This window comes from Arthrobacter sp. 01T419 (assembly GCF_056398865.1).
Genome location: NZ_JBFTQF010000017.1, coordinates 83,903 through 103,894 on the forward strand (window position 1 = coordinate 83,903; position 19,992 = coordinate 103,894).

Annotated in this window: 20 protein-coding genes; 2 read left to right on the forward strand and 18 right to left on the reverse strand. The window is 63.5% G+C overall.

The features are described 5' to 3' along the window. Positions 1 to 117 precede the first annotated feature (117 nt). A complete protein-coding gene (locus tag AC1DLO_RS19745; RefSeq protein ID WP_476891402.1) occupies positions 118 to 1,698 on the forward strand; it encodes an NCS1 family nucleobase:cation symporter-1 in 1,581 nt (526 codons plus the stop codon). Between the two features lie 2 nt (positions 1,699 to 1,700). On the opposite strand, the gene pabB is transcribed toward AC1DLO_RS19745, so the two are convergent. The 7 genes from pabB to uriH form a co-directional block, all read right to left on the reverse strand. Further along, on the reverse strand, positions 1,701 to 3,728 hold the full coding sequence (gene pabB, locus AC1DLO_RS19750; protein WP_476891403.1) for an aminodeoxychorismate synthase component I: 2,028 nt from the start codon (positions 3,726 to 3,728) through the stop codon (positions 1,701 to 1,703). Beyond that, complete coding sequence (locus tag AC1DLO_RS19755) at positions 3,725 to 4,315, reverse strand: low molecular weight protein-tyrosine-phosphatase (protein ID WP_476891404.1); 591 nt, start codon at positions 4,313 to 4,315, stop codon at positions 3,725 to 3,727. Before AC1DLO_RS19755 ends, pabB begins: the two co-directional genes overlap by 4 nt. 113 nt (positions 4,316 to 4,428) lie before the next feature. Continuing rightward, positions 4,429 to 6,021, reverse strand: coding sequence for an ABC transporter permease (locus AC1DLO_RS19760; RefSeq protein WP_476891405.1), 1,593 nt, complete (start codon positions 6,019 to 6,021; stop codon positions 4,429 to 4,431). Next, entirely contained in the window at positions 6,018 to 6,977 is a 960-nt protein-coding gene (locus tag AC1DLO_RS19765) for an ABC transporter ATP-binding protein (protein WP_476891406.1), read from the reverse strand. The genes AC1DLO_RS19760 and AC1DLO_RS19765 overlap by 4 nt, the downstream gene beginning before the upstream one ends. A gap of 95 nt (positions 6,978 to 7,072) precedes the next feature. Then, positions 7,073 to 8,017 (reverse strand): ribokinase, encoded by a 945-nt coding sequence (locus AC1DLO_RS19770; RefSeq protein ID WP_476891407.1) that lies wholly within the window; start codon positions 8,015 to 8,017, stop codon positions 7,073 to 7,075. After that, a complete protein-coding gene (gene uriT, locus AC1DLO_RS19775) occupies positions 8,014 to 9,441 on the reverse strand; it encodes a uridine transporter UriT (RefSeq protein ID WP_476891408.1) in 1,428 nt (475 codons plus the stop codon). The genes AC1DLO_RS19770 and uriT overlap by 4 nt, the downstream gene beginning before the upstream one ends. Beyond that, positions 9,442 to 10,461, reverse strand: a complete 1,020-nt coding sequence (uriH, locus tag AC1DLO_RS19780; protein ID WP_476891409.1) for a uridine-preferring nucleoside hydrolase UriH — start codon at positions 10,459 to 10,461, stop codon at positions 9,442 to 9,444. Positions 10,462 to 10,624: 163 nt separating this feature from the next. Between uriH and AC1DLO_RS19785 the strand changes: the two genes are divergently transcribed. Next, positions 10,625 to 11,662 (forward strand): LacI family DNA-binding transcriptional regulator, encoded by a 1,038-nt coding sequence (locus AC1DLO_RS19785; protein ID WP_476891410.1) that lies wholly within the window; start codon positions 10,625 to 10,627, stop codon positions 11,660 to 11,662. Between the two features lie 28 nt (positions 11,663 to 11,690). On the opposite strand, the gene AC1DLO_RS19790 is transcribed toward AC1DLO_RS19785, so the two are convergent. From AC1DLO_RS19790 to AC1DLO_RS19840, 11 genes are all read right to left on the reverse strand, one after another. Continuing rightward, on the reverse strand, positions 11,691 to 12,314 hold the full coding sequence (locus AC1DLO_RS19790; RefSeq protein WP_476891411.1) for a LysE family transporter: 624 nt from the start codon (positions 12,312 to 12,314) through the stop codon (positions 11,691 to 11,693). A 75-nt stretch (positions 12,315 to 12,389) separates the two neighbouring features. Then, positions 12,390 to 12,782 carry a type II toxin-antitoxin system VapC family toxin gene (locus AC1DLO_RS19795; RefSeq protein WP_476891412.1) on the reverse strand — a complete coding sequence of 131 codons (393 nt, stop codon included), beginning with the start codon at positions 12,780 to 12,782 and terminating at the stop codon, positions 12,390 to 12,392. Further along, entirely contained in the window at positions 12,779 to 13,003 is a 225-nt protein-coding gene (locus AC1DLO_RS19800; protein WP_476891413.1) for a type II toxin-antitoxin system Phd/YefM family antitoxin, read from the reverse strand. The genes AC1DLO_RS19795 and AC1DLO_RS19800 overlap by 4 nt, the downstream gene beginning before the upstream one ends. 82 nt (positions 13,004 to 13,085) lie before the next feature. After that, entirely contained in the window at positions 13,086 to 13,541 is a 456-nt protein-coding gene (locus AC1DLO_RS19805) for a hypothetical protein (RefSeq protein ID WP_476891414.1), read from the reverse strand. A 48-nt stretch (positions 13,542 to 13,589) separates the two neighbouring features. Then, on the reverse strand, positions 13,590 to 14,399 hold the full coding sequence (locus AC1DLO_RS19810) for an RNA polymerase sigma factor (RefSeq protein ID WP_476891449.1): 810 nt from the start codon (positions 14,397 to 14,399) through the stop codon (positions 13,590 to 13,592). Further along, positions 14,309 to 14,842, reverse strand: a complete 534-nt coding sequence (locus AC1DLO_RS19815; protein WP_476891415.1) for a sigma-70 family RNA polymerase sigma factor — start codon at positions 14,840 to 14,842, stop codon at positions 14,309 to 14,311. The genes AC1DLO_RS19810 and AC1DLO_RS19815 overlap by 91 nt, the downstream gene beginning before the upstream one ends. A 3-nt stretch (positions 14,843 to 14,845) precedes the next feature. Then, entirely contained in the window at positions 14,846 to 15,205 is a 360-nt protein-coding gene (locus tag AC1DLO_RS19820) for a YciI family protein (RefSeq protein WP_184739637.1), read from the reverse strand. Between the two features lie 114 nt (positions 15,206 to 15,319). After that, a complete protein-coding gene (locus AC1DLO_RS19825; protein ID WP_476891416.1) occupies positions 15,320 to 16,135 on the reverse strand; it encodes a methyltransferase domain-containing protein in 816 nt (271 codons plus the stop codon). 218 nt (positions 16,136 to 16,353) lie between these two features. Next, positions 16,354 to 17,580, reverse strand: coding sequence for a pyridoxal phosphate-dependent aminotransferase (locus AC1DLO_RS19830; protein ID WP_476891417.1), 1,227 nt, complete (start codon positions 17,578 to 17,580; stop codon positions 16,354 to 16,356). Between the two features lie 92 nt (positions 17,581 to 17,672). Then, positions 17,673 to 18,368: a hypothetical protein gene (locus tag AC1DLO_RS19835; protein ID WP_311770575.1), complete on the reverse strand. Its 696-nt coding sequence runs from the start codon at positions 18,366 to 18,368 to the stop codon at positions 17,673 to 17,675. A gap of 100 nt (positions 18,369 to 18,468) precedes the next feature. Then, complete coding sequence (locus tag AC1DLO_RS19840) at positions 18,469 to 19,887, reverse strand: NUDIX hydrolase (RefSeq protein ID WP_476891418.1); 1,419 nt, start codon at positions 19,885 to 19,887, stop codon at positions 18,469 to 18,471. Positions 19,888 to 19,992 lie beyond the last annotated feature (105 nt).

Here is a 19,992-nt window from a genome sequence, read left to right on the forward strand (position 1 = left end):
CGTGCCAGCACTAGCCGAGTTCAGCGGCCACCCGACCGCCGTCGGGTCTTTCCTTCCTGCCGCGATGGGGCGATTCTGTAATTCCAAGCATGTTTGGAAGCGTTGTTCGGAGGAATCATGGCGCGGAAAAACGAAATCCCGGTCCCGCAGGCACCGCCCGAGCCAAGTGTTGAACACCCGGAGAAAGTCCGGATCCTGGCCGAGGGCCGCGTAGTCAGCGACCGGCTGTGGAACGAAGACCTCGCCCCGGCCCGGCAGCGGAACTGGAGGGTTCGCAGCCTCTTCGCCCTCTGGATGTGCGACGTCCACAGCATCGCCGGCTACACCTTCGCCGCCGGTCTCTTCATCACGGGTTTGGTGGGCTGGCAAGTGTTCCTGGCACTCGTCCTTGGCATCACCCTGGTCTACTTCCTCATGAACTTCGCCGGGACAGCGGGGCAGAAGACAGGCGTCCCGTATCCCGTCCTGGCGCGGATGTCCTTCGGCCTCTTCGGCGCCAACCTCGCCGCCCTGATCAGGGCACTCATCGCCATTGCCTGGTACGGCATCCAGACGTGGCTCGCCTCGGAAGCCGTGCTGGTGCTGCTGTTCTCGGTGTGGCCGCAATTGACCTCCCTGGACGGCCCGGACGTGCCACGTATCCTTGGCCTGACCCCGCTCGGTTGGGCGGCCTTCCTGGTCCTGTGGGCGGTCCAGTTGCTGGTCATCCGCAGGGGCATGGAGACGGTCCGGAGGTTCCAGGACTGGGCGGGTCCTGCCATTTGGGTGGCCATGTTCGCGCTGGCGGTCTACATCCTGACGCAGGCGGGCGACAAGTTCAGCCTGTCGATTCCAGGCGTCGCACCCCTGGATGGCCCGGCAGCCTTGAGCCAGTTCTTCTCGGCCATTGCCCTGACGGTCACCTATTTTGCTGCGCTGCTCCTGAACTTCTGCGACTTCTCCCGGTTCTCCCCGGATCGCAAAACCATCTTGCGCGGAAACTTCTGGGGACTGCCCGTGAACTTCATCGCGTTCGCTCTGGTCACGGTGGTGGTCACGGCCGGCGCGGCGTCCTACTTCACTGCAGACCAGTACCAGGGCCAGGACATGTTCAAGGTCATCACCGATCCCGTCGCGATCGTGCAAGCCATCAAGAATCCGTGGATCACCATCATCGCCGCCGTCACGTTTGTGGTGGCCACGATCGGCATCAACGTGGTGGCAAACTTTGTCTCGGCTTCCTACGACCTCGCCAACGTGGCCCCGCACCGGATCGACTTCCGCCGCGGTGGGCTGATCAGTGCCGTCTTGGCGATCGTGATCCTGCCGTGGAACCTCTTCAGCAGCCCCGTGGTCATCGTGTACTTCCTGGGTGGCCTCGGCGCGCTCCTCGGTCCCCTGTTCGGGGTCATCTTCACGGACTTCTTCCGCATCCGGCACCAGCGCTGCAAGGTCTCGGACCTGTACCACGAGGATGAGAAAGGCCTCTACTTCTACACCAAGGGCTGGAACCTCAAAGCGATCGCCGCACTGGTTCCGGCCGCCGTCGTCGCCGGGTTCATGGCGTTGGTTCCTGCACTGCAGACCTTCCTCCCGGGCGGCTCGGGCCTGGGCCCGTATTCATGGTTCGTGGGGGCCATCCTGGCCAGCGTCATCTACTACACAATCACCCGCAACGACCCGCGGACGCTCCGCGCCCGCACGGAGGAGCACGACTAGACTCAGCCCTCGGGGAACTCCGCTCCCAGTGCCGAGAGCACGCCGAATGCCTTGGTCCGGACTTCCTCGTACTCCTCCAGGGGCGTGGAGTCCGCAGTGATCGCGCCTCCGACGCCGAGACTCAGCGTGCGTCCGCCGTCGCCGTCGGGACCCATCACCAAAGTCCGGATCACGACGGCGAGGTCCGTCGCCGCGTTGAGCGAGAAGTAGCCGATGGCGCCGGAGTAGACCCCGCGCGGACCGGACTCGAGTTCGTCCAGGATGTCCATGGTGCTGATCTTCGGGGCACCCGTCATGGACCCGGCGGGGAACGCAGCTGCCACGGCCTCGGCGCGGGGGGCTCCCGGCCGCAGCTGGGCGTCGATGGTGCTCACCATCTGGTGCACGGTGGCGTAGCTTTCCACCGCGCACAGCCGGCTGACGGTCACCGATCCGGGCACGGCGAAATGGCTCAAATCGTTGCGGAGCAGGTCCACGATCATGATGTTCTCGGCACGGTCCTTGAGCGATGATTCAAGGCCACGCCGCAGCGCTTCGTCAATGACGGGATCGTTGGCCCGGGCCCTGGTGCCCTTGATCGGCTCGGCCCGCATACCGCCGTCGGAGGTGATCCGAAGGAAACGCTCGGGCGAGGTGCTGGCCACCGTCAGCTCGCCGAACCGCAAGTAGCTCGCGAACGGCGCCGGGTTGCGATGACGAAGCGCAAGGTAGCTCTCCCACGGGTCCAGTCCTGGATCCTTGGCGCTCACGGTGGTGGTCAGGCAGACCTCGTACGTGTTGCCCTCGGCGATCTCGTTTTGGGCGCCAGTGATCTTGCGCTTGTATTCGTCCTCGGTGTCCCGGCTGGAAAAGCTCGGAACCGGCGGCGTTCCCGGCGCGCGTAGGTCCTTTCGCGGAGAGCGCACGACGGCGTGACGCACCCGGGCGAGCCACTCGGCGTCGTCGGGATCAAGGGTGAGGGCCCAGACATGGCCACTCTGGTGGTCGAGGACCACCGCGCGGCCGGCGAAGATCAATTGGGCGTCGGGGGTGTGCGCGCGTACGTTCGACCCGCCGGTCTCGCGCTTAAGTTCGTACCCGAGGTAGCCGAGCCAGCCGAGGGTGAAGCCGCATTCGTAGCCATCGGGGCCTTTGAGCGTTCGACGGCCCCACACCGAGTTGAGCCACCGGAAGAACAGCCCTTCGGCAGCCACGGATGCCTGACCAGCCGTAATGGTGGTTACTCCATCGGAGTGCCTGGCCCATTGTCCGAAGGCCCCCGAATCGTCGGCCATGATGCTGAAACGGCGGCGATCTGCGCCCGGAGCCGTGCTGTCGCCCGAAGCATTGGAGGAATCCAGCCACACTGCCTGCCGCGAATCGCCGTACAGCTCGGAAAACAACGCGGCAGGATCCGCGAGCACGCCCTCATGGCGCTCGTAGTTCAAACTCAGACCCCGGCGTGCCGAGAGTTCGGGGGCCAGCACGGGGGAGAGCGAGGGGAGGTAGTTCAGCGCCTGGAGGACGTCTTCCGACGCATTGCCGTCCGCCCGGTTCCGGACCCTGATGTCGACGTGTTCGAGGACGTCATCGGTCTCCAGCCACTCGTCTTCCTGGGATGCCCAGCTGTCCCAGAATTGCTCGTATGTGCTGCCGTCCCTGACCAATGCGCGGTGCTTGCGTTCGTCGTCGGGAGCGTCTACCCAAACCACTGCGTCCAGCATGGGACGGGCGGCGCTGGCCGCGGCCCCGACGCCCTCCACAATGACGATTTCGGCGGGCAGGGTGACGTGGCTGCGGCCGTCATAGTGGTTCTGCCAATCCCAGCTGACCCATTCGGCCGCGTCGCCGTTGCGCAGCGGAGCCAGGACGGTGGTGACGTACCGCTCGATGCCCGCGGCGAGGCCGTTCCAGCCCGGATAAATGTCCTCAAGATGGAACAGCGACACCTTGTGATGCACGCGGAGACGGGCGGCAAGTTCGACGGCGAGGGTGGTCTTTCCGGCGCCGGAGCGGCCATCGACGGCGATGATCACGGGTGCTGGGGTCATGAAATAGAGCGTACCTGCTGTGGGTCGTAGTCCCGTCCCGGCTTCCCAGCGTCCTGATGGCCAGCGGCCTGATGCCCAGCGGCGAGGACTGCCCGCGTGTGGGCGACGATCCCGGGGACGGCCGCCCTGATCAGGTTCCACGTGACGTCGAAATCGTGGTGGCCGCCGTACCAGGGGTCCTCGATGCCCAGATCCAGGGTGCTCCGGCCAGCAACCGAGGGGTCGAAACTGCGCAGCATCCGGATTTTGGCGAGGGTCTGTGAGTCCGGGGCGGCCTCGTGCAGCCAGCCGTAGTGGTCCACGTCGAGCGCCAGGATCAGGTCCCGCTCCTGGAACCATTCCTGCCGCCAGCTCCTGGCAATGTGTGTCTCAGAGCGGATGCGGTGGGCTGAAAGGACCCGGGCGGCGCGTGGATCGATCGGGTGGCCGGCCTCGTATGAAGTAGTTCCCGCGGAGTCCACCACAACCGCCCCACCCAACCCTCCGGCGTCGAACGCTTCGGTCAACATCAGCTCAGCCATGGGCGAGCGGCAGATGTTCCCCGTGCAGACGGTGATGATGCGGTATGGGCTCGACGCTGAGTACATGGAGCAAGCATGGGGGATGCCACCCCGTCTTGGCTAGTCACAAGGGGCGGCAGTTTGCGGAATTTGTAAAGTCGCTGGTTGAGGGGTAAAAGCACGTGCTTGCCGGGGCTGACTTAGGTGCACACCAGATCACGACGGCGGTAGCCCGCCAGCCCGGCAACCACCAGAACGGCGGCGATCGCCAAGGTCCACCACGCCGGCAACCAGTCCGTTCCGGCGGAGAAAACGTGGGGCACCACATGGAAAGGGCTCGTATTCATCAGCCATTCGGGGGCCTTCAGTATGGGCCCGAAGAACGTCAGGAGCAGCCAGTAAACCAGGAGCAGCCAGGCCAAGGACCGAAGTCCGGGGGCGAGTCCGATGAGGGCGAGGGCCACTGCCACGGCGAGCCAGATGGCCGGAAGTTCCGCAGCGCCCTGCAGGACCACCTTGCCCACGTCGAGCGGAGAGCCGGAAGCGTTGGATGCGATGGCCAAGGCAAGGGAACAAACCACCATTCCCACCCCTGGAGCAACGATGGACAAGACCGCCGTCGGTATGACGTGGCGCAGGCGTGACAATGGGGCCGACAATACCCACTCTGACCTGCGCTCCTCTTCTTCCACGAAGAAACGGAGGGCGAGCTGGATGCCCAAGACCGCGCCGATGATTCCCAGTATCAGCACCAGGACCTCAACGAACCCGTAGACCAGTTGCTCCTCCGTGGTGACTCGGAACGCGATCAGCTGCCTGACGAACGGGTTGCCGGCAAAAGCGCTGCTCAAGGTTCCCGAGACCAAGCCGAACACCGTTCCAAGTACCAACAGGTTCACCCCCCAGCTCCAGAAGGGCAGGCGGTTCAGTCGCGAGGTCAGACCCCAGATCCCCGCCCGTCCCCGTGCGGGACCCGGCATGGTTGGAATCAGGCCAAGTCCAAAGTCCCGCCGCGATGACAGCCATGCGGCCAAGCCAACCAGGAGCACGCCGACGCCAACCAGAAGCATCATCGGCCTGGGGTCGTTGTCGGTCGCCGGACGGACGTGCTCCGCCCAGCCCATTGGACTGGCCCAAAGCAGCCAGTTGGCGTCATTGAGCGTGTCACCCAACCCGCGCACAAGATAGCTGATGCCAAGCACGGTGTCCGCGAGGGTATTGGCGACGCGGGCCGCCGACCCTAGCTGCGCGGTGACCGCCGAGACTCCGGCGAAGGCCACTCCAGTACCTCCCAGCACTCCCCCGAGGGAATAGGCCGACGCCGACGGCGCGCCAGCCAGCGTCAGCGTCGCGCCCACCAGCAGGCCCACTGCAGCAGAGGCAAGCCAGGCGAGAAGGACTGCGGATGCCAGCCTTGCATGCCTGCCTACGACGCCGGAGTCCAGCAGTTCGGCCTGCCCTGAGTCTTCGGCTGCCCGGGTATGTCGCGTCACGGTGAGAACCGCCATCAGGGCCGCGAAGAACATGCCGAACATCTGGAGCCGCCATGTGGTGAAGCCGATCGCGGTGCTGAGATCCGTTGCGGGACCCAAGAGCAAGGAGAAAGCCGGGTTGGTGGAAAGGCTCGACTGGAGCGCCAAGGCGTCGATTGGTGAAGGGAAAAGGGAGCCGTACAACGAATAGACAAGCACCGGAAGGATCCCGAAGACCAGAAACCAAGGCAACAGCTTCCAATGGTCCAAACGGATCGCGTGTCGCAGGAGGGGTAACGTCCCCGTGAATGCGCGGTTCATTGCGCGCGCCTGCGGCCGCGCCTGCCGAAGAACGATGGGTTCAGCCGGTCCGCGTCATCGGCCACGGGGTCATGTTGATCGCCGTAGTGCTGGAGGAACAGGTCCTCCAGGCTCGGAGGTGTGACCGCCAGCGCGGACATTCCGTGGCGGGCAAGCACACTCATGGCGTCGCCAAGGGTTTCTGCGTCCACGCTGAAATGCACGCGGTTTCCCTCGACCCTGAGGTCCGTCACTCCGGGCAGCGCAGTTAGCACCCCGGCGCCGTCGCTGAGCGTCGCCGAGACGTTGGTACGGGTCAGGCGACGCATCTCCTCAAGGCTGTTCGTCTCTACGACCCTGCCTTTGCGGATGATGCTGATACGGTCGGCCAGGGCCTCCACCTCGGCGAGGATATGGCTGGAGAGAAGCACTGTACGTCCCAAGGTGCGGTCCCGGTGGATTTCCTCCCGGAAAGTAGCCTCCATCAGGGGATCCAAGCCGGCAGTGGGTTCATCAAGGATCAAAAGCTCGGCGTTGGACGACAAGGCCGCCACGATGGCCACTTTTTGCCGGTTGCCCTTCGAATAGGTGTGCCCGCGTTTGGAAGGATCCAGGTCGAGGGCTTCCAGGAGATCTTCCCGGCGCTTTTCATCCAAACCGCCGCGCAGCCTGCCGAGAAGATCGATGGCCTCTCCGCCCGTGAGGGTGGGCCAGATGCTGACGTCCCCGGGCACATAGGCAATGCGCCGATGCAGTGCGACGACGTCCCGCCACGGGTCCGCGCCAAGAACCTCTACGGCCCCTGAGTCGGCCCTGAGGAGTCCGAGGAGAATACGAAGCGTTGTCGACTTGCCTGCGCCGTTCGGCCCCAGAAAGCCATGGACCTCGCCTTCGCGGACCTCAAGATCCAGTCCGTCCAGGGCCCTGAACCGCCCGAACGATTTCACGAGCCCCGAAATGCTGACGGCGGCGGTCATGGAGTGAGCTTACTCCCGCGATGACGGCGCGGACAGGTGCAACGGAGGTGGTCTGCTGCACCTGCCCGAGGGCGCCCTGCCGGCGTTTTTGCGGGTCAGGAAATCCGCAAGTGCTCCAGGACTTCCTCGGCGCCCGGGTAGGCGGCTTGGGTGCCCTTCTTCGTAGTGGCGAGCGCCGCGGCGACCGATGCGAACGCCGCGGCTTCCGCCAAGGTTTCACCCGCGGCGAGGCGGGCAGCCACGGCGCCGGTGAAGGCGTCTCCTGCGCCGGTGGTGTCCACGGCATTGACCTTGGTAGGCGCGATCCGGGAGATCTGTTCCCCGGATGCGGCGAGCGAATCCAACACCACCGAGCCATGGGAGCCGAGCGTAACCAATACCCGTTGCAATCCCCGCTCGGCGAACTGGCTTCGGACAGGCTCCCAGGCGCTTGCGTGCGCGCCCGGATGGGGCATCTCGGCGTCGCCCAGGAACATGGAGGCTTCGTGGGCGTTGACCAACAGCACATCGCTCAAGGCGGCAAGGCTTTGCGGAATCTCGGCGTAGGGCGAGAGGTTCAGCAGAACGGTTGCTCCGGCGTCGTGCGCTGTTTTGGCGGCGGCCTCCACAGTCTCAAGGCTGACCTCCAGGCAGAGGCAGAGCACCGCGGCGTCGTCGAAGGCGTCCGCCGACACGTCCGCCGGAGCGAGCGTTCCGTTGGCACCGGCCGAAATGATGATGTTGTTCTCACCATGCGAGTCCACCGCGATGACCGCGACCCCGGTGGCCACATCCGCGGAACGGCGGACGCGCGAAACGTCCACCCCGGCCCCTTCCGTGGAGGCGAGGAGCATGTCACCGTTGGAGTCGTTTCCGACCGCGCCGATCAGGCTCACCGTGCCGCCCAGCTTGCTCGCCGCGACGGCCTGGTTGGCGCTCTTGCCGCCGGGATTGACCACGAAACCGTTGCCGTGCACGGTTTCGCCCGGGAGCGGGAGCCGCTCGCAATAGATGGTCAGGTCAGCGTTCAAGGACCCGACGACGACGATCCTGCTGGTCACCCTTCCACCTCGGCTTCGAGGGGCTTGGGAATCAGCAGCGACGCCGCGAAAGCGGCAACCGTGATGGCCAGGCCGACGACGACGACCGTCAAGTACGAGGCCTTGGCGTCACCGAAGGCTGACGTTGCCACCAGCACCGCCGGCAGGACCAGGAAGCTCAGGCCGGCGCCGAGGTTGAACGCGCCGGCGTTCATGCCGGGCAGGAAGCCGGGGTTTCCGGCGGGGGAGAGGACAACTCCGAGTCCGTTGAGCATGATGTTGACGGTACCGGCGTACATGATGCCGAGCAAGGCCGTTCCCACGATCATGAGGGGCAGGCTGCTGAGCCCGAAGAACGCGATGATGGCCAGAGCCGCGATGCTGCCCAGCATTCCGATGCGCAGGACTTTGGTGTAGCCGAGCACCGGCGCGAGCCGGCCGCTGATGGGTCCGAATACCCAGCCGAGAAGAGCGTACGGAGTAAGGATCATGAGCGACATCTCGGTGGGGCCAACGCCGAATCCCGGTGCTGCGGCCTGGACGTAAGCGGGGACGATGCCGTTGATGACTGCGAAGATGCCGGTCATGGCGAGGGTGGTGGTCAGCAGCGGTGCCCAGGTTGAGCGCTGGCGAAGGTGGATGGTTTCGACCATCGGCGCCTTCGAGCGTTTCTCCACTGTCCAGAAGGCGGCGAACGCGGCTGCCGCGATGACAATCAGCCCGATGGCCAGCATCAGCGTGCTGGAGGAGAAGGCGCCGACCAGCTTGGAACCCTCGTTGAGAGCCGTCAGGAGTGCGCCCACGGCGATCACGATGAAGAATACCCCGAGCCAGTCCATGGTGGTGCCAGCGGCAGGCTTGCTCTCGCCAGCCAGGAGGGCGATCAGGGCCGTGGCCGCGATTGCGAGGCCGACCATGAGCCAGAAGATGCTGCGGAATCCGAAGTGCTCGGCGAAATAGCCGCCCACGAAGGAGTCGACGCCGGCAACGCCGCCGTTGACTGCCGTGATGAGGCCCATGAGGGCTCCGTACTTGCGTGGGTTGTTGACCGCGGAGCGCAGCATGATGAGGCACAGCGGCACGGTGGGGCCGCTGACGCCCTGGATGATGCGGCCCACGAAGAGCCACGTGACGTCCGGGGCCATCGCCGCGATGACCGAGCCGACGGCCATCAGAAGCATCATGCCGAGGAGGATCTTCTTGCGGCCGACGATGTCGCTCAGGCGCGGCAGGAAGAGCGAGAACAGGGCTGCGGCCGTGAAGAACCAGGTCTGGGAGAGGCCGATGACCGCCTGGTCCGTGTGGAGCTCATTGCCCATGGTGACCAGGGCCGGGCTGAGCATGGACGCGTTGAGCTGGAAGGCCACGCAGGCAGCCAACAGGGCGACCATGAGGGCCGTGACGTTGCCGCGGGTGGTCTTGGTTTCGTTGATCAGGGTGGTCATCTACTTGGCCTCTCCTGCGATGCTGCCGGCAGCGGCGACGGTGGGTTCGACGGCGTCGGGCTCTCCGATGCGGACGATCGCGTCGGTGACGAGGTTCCAGAATTTCTCGTGATCGAGGTCGACGGCGACGGAGGTGTTGCAGTCAGCGGGTGCGGGGGCGCGGAAATCGGCCACGGTCATGCCGAGGGTGAGCTTGCCCTGAAGTTCGATGTCGACCGGGACTTTGCGGGTAGTCATCACGCTCGGGTCGATGACGTAGGCCACGGCGCAGGGATCGTGGACCGGGGGATAGTCAAAGCCCTGGGCGTCCTTGTAGGTCTTGGTGAAGAACTCCATCAGTTCCATGACGAACTTGGCCGGTTTGGTACCCACGGCGGCGATCTTCTCTACGACCTCGGGAGTGGCCAAGGCCTGGTGCGTGAGGTCCAAACCGACCATCACCACGGGCCACTTTTCGTTGAAGACGATGTGTGCGGCCTCGGGGTCGATAATGATGTTGAATTCGGCCACGGCGCTCCAGTTACCTACGTGGTAGCCGCCGCCCATGAGGACAACTTCCTTGACTCGTTCAACGATGCGCGGCTCCTTGCGGGCGGCCATGGCGATGTTGGTGAGTCCTGCAGTGGGGACCAGGGTCACGGTGCCCGGCTCATGCGCCATGATCGTCTCTATGATGAGGTCGACGGCGTGGCGGGGGTCCAGCTCGATGGTGGACTGGGGCTGTTCGGGGCCGTCCATGCCGGTATCGCCGTGGATTTCCGGCGCGGTTTCGATGGAGCGGACGAGTGGGCGGTCGCAGCCTGCTGCAAAGGGAACGCCTGTGATGCCTGCGATGGTGCCCACGGACAGGGCATTGCGGGTGACTTTTTCGAGGGTCTGGTTGCCGACCACTGTGGTGACGGCGAGCAGTTCGATGTCCGGGTTGCCGTGGGCCAGGAGCAGGGCCACGGCGTCGTCATGCCCGGGGTCGCAGTCCAGGATGATCTTCTTGCGTTCACGGGTCATGGTGTTGGGGTCCATGTTCATCTCCACGTCATTGGGGCCTGCCGAGGCAGGGCGCTAAAGCATTCAGGGGAATTCTGGCACTGGCCCGCGGGTCGCGTCAAGCGCTTAACGCCGATCACGTCAAGCGCTTGATGCCTTGCGGCGTGGGAATTGACCGGTTCCCGGCTACGATCGATGTATGGAATCGCCGGAACGAGTGCAACAAGCACCAGGCCGTACGCAGCGCGTGACCGCGGCGATGGTGGCCTCGCTGGCCGGGGTTTCCACCGCGACGGTGTCCCTGGTTGCCAACGGAAAAACGCAGGGCAGGGTATCCGAGGACAACATTTCGCGCGTCCGCCAGGCCATCGCCGAACTTGGCTACGTGGTGGATGGCATCGGCAGTTCCTTGGCCAAGGGCGTGAGCTCGATTGTGATCCTTGTGGCGCCGGATATTTCCAACCCCTTTTTCGCCAAGGTCATCGCAGGGGTGCGGGAATCGCTCGGCTCCGAATACCAGCTTCTGCTCTCCGTGACCGACGCTGGTGAGTTTCCCCGCGCGGACGACGTCCGGAAGCTCCTTGCCCTTCGCCCAGCGGGCCTCCTGGTAGATGCGCCCAACGCGGCCTTCCTGGAGGAGCTGTCCGTTGCCGGGCCGCTGGTCCTTCTCGATGCTCCGGGCCTTGAGGCCTACGCTCCGTCCGTGAACCTCGATGTTGCCCATGGCGCCCGTGAATTGGCCGCACACCTGGCTGCCTCCGGGCACAAACGCGTGGCCTACGTGGACAGTGTGACTGGAACGGCAACGTTCGAAGTGCGCCGGGCCGCGTTCTTGGATGAGGCAAATTCCTGCGGTATTTCCGTTGCGGACGCGCACATCATCAGTACCACCATCGACGTCGGCGCTGCCGCGGCTGCCTTTGCTGCTGCATGGCCGGACTGGCAGCGCGCCGGGGTCACCGCCGTCGTCTGCGGAACGGACACGCACGCCTACGGTGTGCTGCAGGAAGCCCGCGTGGCTGGTGTACGGATTCCGGAGGAACTTGCGGTTGCCGGCTTCGACGATTTGCCGTATTCGGCGACAAGCAACCCGAGCCTGACCAGTGTGCATTTGCCGGCCACGCCCCTGGGACTCAAGGCCGGCGAACAGCTCCGGGGACTGATGGAAGGCCGTGAGCTGGAACAGCCGCAGCTAACGCTTGAGAGTTCGTTGGTGGTGCGGGGTTCTACCGCGTAGGCCAGGTGGTTTTTCGGCAGCAGTGGCGTTAGTGGATGACGGCCAGCAGCACGCCCACCGACATGAACAGCACGCCGAAAGTGCGGTTGAGGACCTTCTGCCCATGCTCATTGTGGGTGAACCGTTGGAATGAACGGGCTGCCAAAGCGAAGAAGAACCACATGACGCAGATGTCGATGAAGACGATCGTGGTGCTGAGGATCAGATACTGCGGAATCAGTGGCTGTTCGGGGCGGATGAACTGCGGCATGAAGGCGAGGAAGAAGACGATCGCCTTGGGGTTGAGCAGGTTGACCCACACGCCCCGCTGAAACATGGACCAGGCCGGCTCATTCCGCCGGGCCTCCACCTTTTCCTTGTCCAGGTCCGGCCGGTGCAGGAACTGCCGAATACCCATGTACACCAGGTAGGCAGCCCCCGTGTAGCGGATGACGTTGAAGACCACCGGCGAGCTGGAGACCAGAACACCTACCCCGAGCGCCACGACCAGGATGTGGATGATCAGCGCCGCCTGTTGGCCTAGTACTCCCCAGATGGAGCGGCGGAATCCGGAGTTGAGCGAATTGCTCATGGTGGAGATGGCGCCCGCGCCGGGAGTGAAACTGATCAGGGTGCCAGCGCCTACTAGGGCCAGCCAAAGCGAAATCTGCACCGATCCAGCTTATGCCCGCAGGATGCGGTGTCCGGACGGGCGACCAAATCGACGAGGCGTGATCCTGAGGCGCGGCTACCAGATTGTGGCTACGAGCTTGAATTCCTGGAGCGCCCGATCGGACGTCACAAGCGTCAAGCCTTCGACGGCGGCCTGCGCAGCTATCATCCGGTCGAAAGGGTCCCTGTGCTGCCAATCAAACGACGCCGCAGCGAGGGCATGCTCTGCGGTCAGGCTCAATTCCTCGGTGACCACACGCTTCACGTGCCGACGGTAACCAGTCATGATCGGATCCAACGCAGCGAGGCGGCCGCGTGAGTACTTGTAAGCCAGTTCATAGGCGGAGGCGGCGGAGGCGAAAGTTCGATTTTCGAGATCCTCGATGATCGACCGGGCTGTTCCGGACAATTGGTCTGGCCTGGTCATGGCGAGCACCAACGCGTCGGAATCCAAGAGAAACGCGGTCATTCCCACTCCTCCAGTTCTTGCTCCGTCAGAGGGTTGAACAAGTTGTCAGGAAGATCGATCTGACCCAGAAAGCCCAATTCGCGCTTCCGGGGGTGCTCAATACGAACTATCCGTGCAACGGGCTTGCCTGCCTTGGCTATAACCACTTCTTCGCCCCGTTCGACCATGTGGAGAAGCTCAGAAAGGCGAGTTTTTGCTTCCTGGATGTTGTACTGTCCCATGTTGACCAAGCATACTTGGTCAACCTTTACGGCGTAAGGTTCAGAACGGCTGCGGACGCTTCTGGCTGTTGCGCTCCGACGCCTACTCACAATGGCCAAACTTCGAATGTACCCAGTGACTCATGGTGGGTGGGAGATCGTCGTGATATTGGTCAAAGTAGGAGTGCGGCCCGGCGGACACATACCCGGTTTCGTCGATACCAAAATGGCCTATCATCCGAAATCCACGCGCTGCGGCGGCCTTCTCCAGTTTGTCCGCCTCCCTGATGATTGGCTGGTGCTCAAAGCAGTAGTCCTCGGTCCAGATCCCGGCGTGTGCAATCGCAAAGTATTTGGTGCGCTCTGGATGCATGCCCTCCAGAATTTCGTCTCGGAAGGGTTCCAAACTACCTTCGAAGCACTCGGTGACAACTCCTATGCTGTCCAACTGCATTTCGGCGTCAAGGCCGATCACCACGAGCCTTGGGAACAGTTTTCCTTCTTGAACAATGAGCGGACGAGCGAGGAGCTCCAGGTCAAAGCCTGCTTGAATAATCATGTTTCGAGGCTATTCGCGGCCGTGAAACTGGGACAGGGGTCACTATGCCTATGTGGACAACTGCCCCAGTTTGGCCGCCTTCACGAGGAGGTACTGCCGCTCCGGCAGGCTCCCCGTCTTCTTCGCTGCGGCAAGAAAGTGCTCCCGCGCCCCCACAAGATCCCCGGACATTTCGAGCAAGTGCCCGCGGACGGCGTCGAGCCTGTGCCAGTCCTTCAACCCTTCCCCGAGTCCATCCAGTAGCTCAAGGGCAGCCCGCGGCCCCTCGACCATTGCCACCGCAACCGCCCGGTTGAGCGTCACGACGGGGCTCGGGGACATTGCATCGAGAACCGTGTATAAAGCCAGGATTTGCGGCCAATCGGTCTGGTCCGCTGAAGCCGCCTCTGCATGGACCGCAGCGATGGCGGCCTGCAATTGGTAAGGCCCCGGACGCCCAACTCCCAGAACCGATGACAAGAGTTCAAGGCCCTCGGCGATCTGCGTCGCGTCCCACAACCCGCGGTCCTGCTCGGCGAGAGGTACGAGCATCCCGTCCGGCAGCGACCTCGCCCGGCGTCGTGCATCGGTGAGGAGCATGAGGGCCAGCAGTCCGGCCACCTCAAGCTCGTTCGGGAGCAGCCCCCACAGAAGCCGCCCAAGGCGGATGGCCTCCGCGGTGAGTTCTTCGCGCTGCATGGATGGCCCGGAACTCGCCGCGTAGCCTTCGTTGAAGATCAGGTACAGGACATGGAGTACGACGCCGAGCCGCGCCTTGCGCTCGGCGGCTACAGGGAGCTCGAAATGGGCCCCGCCTTCTTGATGCTCTGCTTCGCCCTGCTGATCCGCTGCCCCATAGTGGCTTCCGGGACGAGGAATGCGCTGGCGATTTCCGCCGTCGTGAGCCCCCCAACTGCCCTCAATGTCAGTGCCAGCTGCGAGGGTGCTGAGAGAGCGGGGTGGCAACAGAGGAAAAGGAGGGTGAGGGTATCTTCTGCAAACCCGCCCAAGTCACTGTCTTGGGAGGGGTCCTCGCTGGGCGGCGGTTCCAAGGCCGCGGCACGTTCCTCGCGAGCCTGCCGGGAACTCTCGCTGCGCCAGTGGTCCACCAAGCGACGGACGGCCACCGTGACCAGCCACGCCCTGGGACTGTCCGGGACGCCGGAGGTGGGCCATTGCAATGACGCCTCCAGCAGTGCTTCCTGGACAGCGTCCTCGCACTCGGCGAATTGGCCATGCCTGCGCACGAGCACGCCAAGGACCAGCGGCGCGAGCGTGCGCAGCAGGTCCTCGAACGTAGATCCTCCGGAAGGCTCGGCCAAACTCTAGACCTCCGGCGGCTCGTCCTGGACACGGCGAAGCTCCACGACAGGCGCGTACTTCACGATGCTGGAGCAGATCTCCACGGCCCGTTCCTCGCTGGCCACGTCCACCACCCAGTAGCCGATCAGGGATTCCTTGGCTTCGGCGAAAGGCCCGTCGGTGGTGATGACCCCGTTGTCCGTTTGCTTGACCAGTTTGGCGGTGCTGGCATCGGCCAATCCGGCGTTGAAAACCATCTCGCCGGAATCCGTGAGGTCCTTGTCGATCTGGATCATGAACCCGATCATTTCCTTGATCCATTCGGGATCGGCGGTTTCCATCATGCCCTCGGCAGAACCAAACATCATGATCATGTATTTCATCTCGAACTCCTTGTGAGGGGCGCTCCGTTTGGGGCGCTTTCATTCATGGGTCGGAACTGCAGGCTGGTTTTCGACATGGGTCGATGGAATTTCCCAAAAACTCTTGGCGGGCCCCTACGCCCGCGCGATGACTTCGCCGTTCGGGATCAAGAAGAAGCCGTCATCCGTGGAGCCCCAGCGGTGCCAACCGGCGGCGATCCGGGCCAGGTCTGCCTCGTTGGCCAGGCCGTATTCCAGCGCTTGTTCGGCAAAAGCGGAGTGCAGGACGCGCTCGCTCCACACCCGGGACTGCCAGCGGCGCTGCTGCGCGGTGGCGTACAGCCAGTTGCTGCTGGAGGGCGCGACGTCGGTGAAGCCCGCCTGTTGCGCCCAGGACACGAGCCGACGCCCGGCATCGGGCTCTGCTCCGTTCCGGCGGGCGATCTTCTGGTAGAGCTCCATCCAATCGTCGAGCTCGCGGACTTCCGGGTACCAGCTCATGCCGTGGAAATCGGCGTCGCGCACCGCCACGATGGCACCGGGCTTGGCGACCCGCCGCATTTCCCGCAATGCGGCCACGGGATCGGTCAGGTGCTGTAGGACTTGGTGCGCGTGGACGAGGTCGAAAGTTTCGTCCTCGAAGTCCAGGTCGTAGATGTTGCCGGTCACGAATTCCACGTTTTCCACGCCGCGCTCGGACGCGAGCGAGGCGGCCTGGGCCACGATCTCGGCGGAACGGTCCAGCCCGACTACTTTCGCGGGAGCCACCAGCTCCGCGAAGTCGCAGGTGATGCTCCCAGGTCCGCATCCGACGTCGAGCACTGATGTCCCGGCGGTGAGATGCGGGATGACAAACGCGGCAGAGTTCTCGGCTGTGCGGGAGGCATGGGCGCGTACGACGGACTCGTGGTGGCCGTGTGTGTAAACGTCTTCAGGCTTCTGCTCGTTCATAGGGAAACGCTACCCCGGTGGAGTCGAAAGCGAGCGGAATTCCACCACTGGCTCGCAATTGTTGTCGCTATAGGCCCGCAACACGACTGCGGTGACGGACCATCATCCTGACGTTCGCTCACGTCTAGTGAGCGAGCGTTGTCGGAAACCCGGCGATAAGTGAGCGAGCGTCGTGGGGAGCGCGCCGGGCCTAAGGAATAGGGTCCTCGGGAAGGACCCTATTCCTTAGGCCGGTTCCGGTAGGCGGCAAGGAATGTCGCGATCCTGCGCACGGCCTCCTCGATCTCCCGAACGGAGGGCAGGATGACAAAGCGGAAGTGGTCCGGGGTGGGCCAGTTGAAGGCCGAGCCGTGGGAGACCAGGATCTTCTGGTCCTGTAGGAGGTCCAAGACGAATTTCTCGTCGCTCTCTATCGGGTAGATCTCAGGATCCAGGCGGGGGAACAGGTACATGGCCCCGGCCGCTGGAACGCAGCTCACTCCGGGGATCGCAGTGAGGAGCTTCAAGGCCAGGTCCCGTTGCTCCCGGAGCCGGCCGCCGGGTTTGATGAGTTCCTCGATGCTTTGGTAGCCGCCCAAACAGGTCTGGATCGCGTGTTGCGCAGGCACGTTGGAGCATAACCGGAGTGATGCCAGGAGCTCCAATGCTTCACGGTATTCAGCGGTGGCAGCGTGTGGGCCGGTCACTGCGACCCATCCTGCGCGGTAGCCCGGCATCCGGTAGGCCTTGGAGAGGCCGCTGAATGTCAGGATGCAGATATCGTCTGCGATGGACGCCGTGTGGATGTGCTGGGCGTCCTCGTATCGGATCTTTTCGTAGATCTCGTCCGAGAACAGGACAAGATCGTGCTTGCGTGCCAGTGCCGCGAACTGCTCCAGGATGTGGCGGGGGTATACCGCGCCCGTGGGGTTGTTCGGGTTGATGATGACGATTGCCTTGGTGCGCTTGGTGATCTTGGCTTCGACATCGGACATGTCCGGCCACCAATTCTGGCCCTCATCGCAGAGATAATGCACCGGCTTGCCGCCCGTGAGGGTCACTGTGGCCGTCCACAGCGGATAGTCCGGCGCGGGGATGAGGACCTCGTCGCCGTTCTCCAGGAAAGCCTGCAGCGTCATGGAGATCAGTTCGCTGACGCCGTTACCGATGAAGATATCCTCGACGCCGATATTCATCAGGTTCTTGGTCTGGTAGTACTGCGAAATCGCGGTCCGCGCCGTAAAGATACCTTTCGAATCGCTATACCCCTGGGCGCCGCGGAGGTGGTGGATCATGTCCACCACAACGGACTCCGGCGCTTCCAGGCCAAATGGCGCCGTATCCCCGAGATTCATCTTGAGGATGCGGTGCCCTTCGGCCTCCATGGTCTTGGCCGCTTGGAGGATGGGCCCACGGAGTTCATAGCGGACGTTCTGGAGTTTGCTGGAGTGCTGCATAGGACGCATGGTTGATCATTGCATGTCCGGCGCTTGACCGCGCGTGATGACGTGTGTGTCAGGGTTTCGCATCCATGCAGGGCACCGAATGGTGCTCCCTTTCACTCCCACTGGATGATGACCGGCAGGCTGCTCGTATTGGCTGAGACTTCGCGTTCAGTGCCGCGGACTGCCACGACAAAGTGCTGGAGCTCGTCCGCCGAGGCAAGTACCTCGAAATGGCCGGTGGGATCGCTCACAACGGCGGTGGCGGACGAATGCGGGCGGATGTAGGCATCCGGGATGCCCTTGTTGTGAACATCGACCAGCCGGCCGTGGATCCGGCGGGCCACCGTGGTAGTAGCGACGAGCGGTTCAGTGACCGGAGGGCCGGAAAGCTCGTCGAAGCGGATGCCCACAGGAATGCGGACGAGGAAGCCGAGGCCCTGGCGGATCCCGGCATCGTATTCGTCCGGCTGGAACTCGCCACTAGAGACAACGGAGTACTGGTTGTGATGCTCGACGGCCAGCAGCAGCTTCTCCATGTTGTCCAGTTGCCTGGGACCGTGGCATTCCACGGCTACCTTCAGCTCAAGGTCCAACAAGGGGCCTTCCCGCCTCGAGCGGCCCACCCTGTTCATGGCGACGGCGTGGACGGTGACAGGTGCAGCGGAGGATTGACCGGTGAGTGGTTCAGAGCCGTCATCGAAGCGGACACGCTCAGGTGAAACGGCGTCGGAAAGTATCCCGAGGAGCTCGGTCAACGATGATCGCACAACACCCACGGTGACACCCCAGTCCACTAAGTGGTCCAGCACAGCCGATGTGCTCTACGTTACTCCCGCACTGGCCTGCGAGTCATCGGGACATCAGTAGTAACTCCATTCGATGGTTCTCGGCTTGGCACGAGGTGGCCAATTACCACTTCAAAGGGATGGTCTCGAAAGGGACAGTCCCATCGCCATCCCCGGAGGCAAGCCGAAGTAGCTGATCCGGCTTGACCCTGAGCTGACTTGCGACGGTCGCGATGCCAGTTAGTGCAGCATGCGGGGTAAGGCGCGGGTTATGGAGCAGCCAAGACAGCAGCGGGTCAACTTCGCAGTCTTCGGTCGGAAGCGGAACCGCCAGAATTTCGCCACCAAGTTCCCAACGCCCTTCCAACGGATCGGCAAGGCGAACGCAATCGGCCACTTCGGCTGCTGTTTGCGCCAAATGGCTGGACGACATCAGCAAGTGGGTTCCGCGCTCGGTTTCCACGGTGAACTTGGCGAGGCCAAGAATCCGAATCTGTTGGGGATCCAGGTTTACCCCGAGTTCCTCCTGCGCTTCACGCGCAAGGGCGCGCCTCGGATCGGGTATCCCTCGCATGTCTGCATCGGAGAGGATGCCATCACGGGGGCGAAGTTCAAGGTTGCCGTTTACCGCTGGCCCGAAGAGTCCGGCGTGTGACCCCGCGTTTTTCGATCGTCCTGCGAAGAGCAACTTCCTGTCTGCTGTGACCAGAACAGTGGACAAGGTCAACAACTTCGAATTCTTCCCATCCGCGCTTCTGGGCAAGGCGCCAGGACTCGGCTTCAGATCCTTGAAAGTCTCCGGATAGTGATCAGTCAGAACCGCGGAGTACGTGGTTTCGGCCATGGCGAGATGCAATCTCAGCCGCCCGTTTCCGTTGTCTCTTTCAGCTCGCCAGTCAATGAGACTTGGCAGAACGCTGTCAAAGACGCGTGGGTCGCGAAACTTCTTTCGAAGGATTTCCGCTTCCGCATGCGTCGCGGGAAGGCATTCGGTTTCCAATCCGTCCGCTTCGATGGCCACGGGGCTGTTTCCCGGCCCGGCCTCGCGGAAGATCGGGGCAATTCTGTGCCGGCGATAGCTGACGAAGAGATCGTAGGCAAGGGTGCCTGCTTCGACGTCAGGGAGCTGCCACAGGTCGAAAGTCCGGTTGCCCGGGAGTTTCAGGTGAACGTTCATGCACCTGCATGGAGTTTCCGCCCCGCCACCAGAGGCTGCCGAGGCGAGAACGGCCGACGTCTCCAATGCTGTCTGCGCTTCGTGGACGATGAGGGGTGCCGTGGCCGTGCCCAAGAAGGAGCCGCTTCGCAGTTTTGCCGCGTACCTGGCGTAAGCCTGGGAAAGCCCGAGCAAGGCGGCGCTGGAGGTGGCGAAGGTCAACGGCATCGGATTGCCTTTTCCACAGACCTGGTTTCCCGAAGGTGCCAGGCCGCGGTAGACAGTGGCCAGCCAATTCAGCTCGTCTGCAGCGGTCGCCGGGCCGTTTTCCGCAATGCTCTGAACCCTGCGATTGCTTTCTTGCGGGACGATTCCGAGATCCCTCATAGCGCTGATCCGGCTGCGTTTCATCAAAGGGACCGGTCTGGCCCGCAATGCCACAACGAAGGCCCAGATCGCAATGATCCCAGGTATGAAGGAAAACCAGTCCGA